This is a genomic window from Candidatus Infernicultor aquiphilus (assembly GCF_002784285.1).
GTDB classification, from domain to species: Bacteria; Atribacterota; Phoenicimicrobiia; order Phoenicimicrobiales; family Phoenicimicrobiaceae; genus Infernicultor; species Infernicultor aquiphilus.
In genome coordinates this window covers 8,815-10,185 of record NZ_PFKO01000226.1, presented here as the reverse complement: position 1 = coordinate 10,185, position 1,371 = coordinate 8,815, and the positions used below count along the sequence as shown (strand labels likewise).

Below are 1,371 nucleotides of genomic sequence, written 5' to 3'. Positions count from 1 at the left end.
CTAAAATAAATACCTATGATCTTATAAATCAAGGAAAAATAATAATTACCAAAGACGCTTTACAGCGAATAGAGGGGGTGTTAATATAAAATGCCTTCAAATAGAGATATTATATTACAACCAGTAATTTCAGAAAAAAGCGTGAGATTAAAAGAGCAAAATAAATATGTATTTAAAGTAGATTGGAATGCTAATAGTACTGAAATTGGAAAATCTATTGAAGAAAGATTTAAAACTAAAGTTGTAAAAGTAAATATTATAAAGATGCCAGGTAAAAAGAAGAGCTTAGGAAGATATTCTGGCAAAACTGCACATTGGAAGAAAGCAATAGTTACCTTAAAAAAGGGTGAAAAAATTAAAGAATTGGAAAATATTTAGATCTTAAAAATATTTTTTAAGAAAGGTGTAGATTAAAATGGCAGAGATTAAAAAATATAAACCTACTTCTCCCGGGAGAAGATTTATGACCGTTTCTACTTTTGATGAAATAACTACTGATAAGCCAAATAAATCTTTAACCGTAGGTCTTAAAAAAAATGGTGGAAGAAATAATCGAGGTAGACTTACGGTACGACATCAAGGTGGAGGGAGTAAGAGAAAATACAGAATAATTGATTTTAGAAGAAAGAAATCAGAAATTCCAGCCAAAGTGTCTAGTATTGAATACGATCCTAATCGTTCAGCGAGGATTGCTTTGCTTAAATATTATGATGGAGAAAAGGCCTATATCTTGTGTCCAGAAAAATTAAAGGTAGGAGATATAATTATATCTGGAAAAGAAGCAGACATAAAGGTGGGAAATACGAAATTCTTAAAAGACATTCCTACCGGTACCTTAATTCATAATATAGAATTAAACCCAGGGCAAGGTGGTAAATTAGTTCGTTCAGCTGGAGTAGTGGCTCAGCTTATGGCTAAAGAAGGAAAATATGCCCACATCAGATTGCCTTCTGGAGAGGTAAGATTAATAAATTTAGAGTGTAAAGCTAGCATTGGGCAAATTGGTAATCTCGCTCATGGAAATTTATCTATTGGTAAAGCAGGTAAAAGCAGATGGTTAGGGATAAGACCAACCGTGAGAGGTGTAGCTATGAATCCTATTGATCATCCAATGGGAGGAGGAGAAGGAAAGAGCTCAGGGGGTAGACATCCATGTTCTCCAACTGGTGTACTTTCCAAAGGATATCGTACTAGAAAAAAGAACAAACTTTCTGATAAATATATTGTTAAAAGAAGAACAAAAAAATAGTTAATAAGGGAGGCAATTATTATAAATGTCTAGATCTTTAAAAAAAGGACCTTATATAGATGAAAAATTATTAAATAAAATTAAAGAATTAAATCGGAAGAGAATAAAATCAATAATTAAAA

Annotated in this window: 2 protein-coding genes and 1 pseudogene; all 3 read left to right on the top strand. The window is 31.6% G+C overall.

Features of this window, described 5'->3' with window-relative positions; genetic code table 11:
- The first annotated feature begins 90 nt into the window (after positions 1-90).
- The gene (rplW, locus tag COZ07_RS05990) at positions 91-378 is read left to right on the top strand and encodes a 50S ribosomal protein L23 (RefSeq protein WP_406607662.1); all 288 of its coding nucleotides are present in this window, start codon (positions 91-93) and stop codon (positions 376-378) included.
- 37 nt (positions 379-415) lie between these two features.
- Positions 416-1,249 carry a 50S ribosomal protein L2 gene (gene rplB / locus COZ07_RS05985; RefSeq protein WP_406607661.1) on the top strand — a complete coding sequence of 278 codons (834 nt, stop codon included), beginning with the start codon at positions 416-418 and terminating at the stop codon, positions 1,247-1,249.
- 25 nt (positions 1,250-1,274) lie between these two features.
- Positions 1,275-1,371, top strand: a pseudogene (locus tag COZ07_RS05980) (30S ribosomal protein S19); the annotation flags it as partial.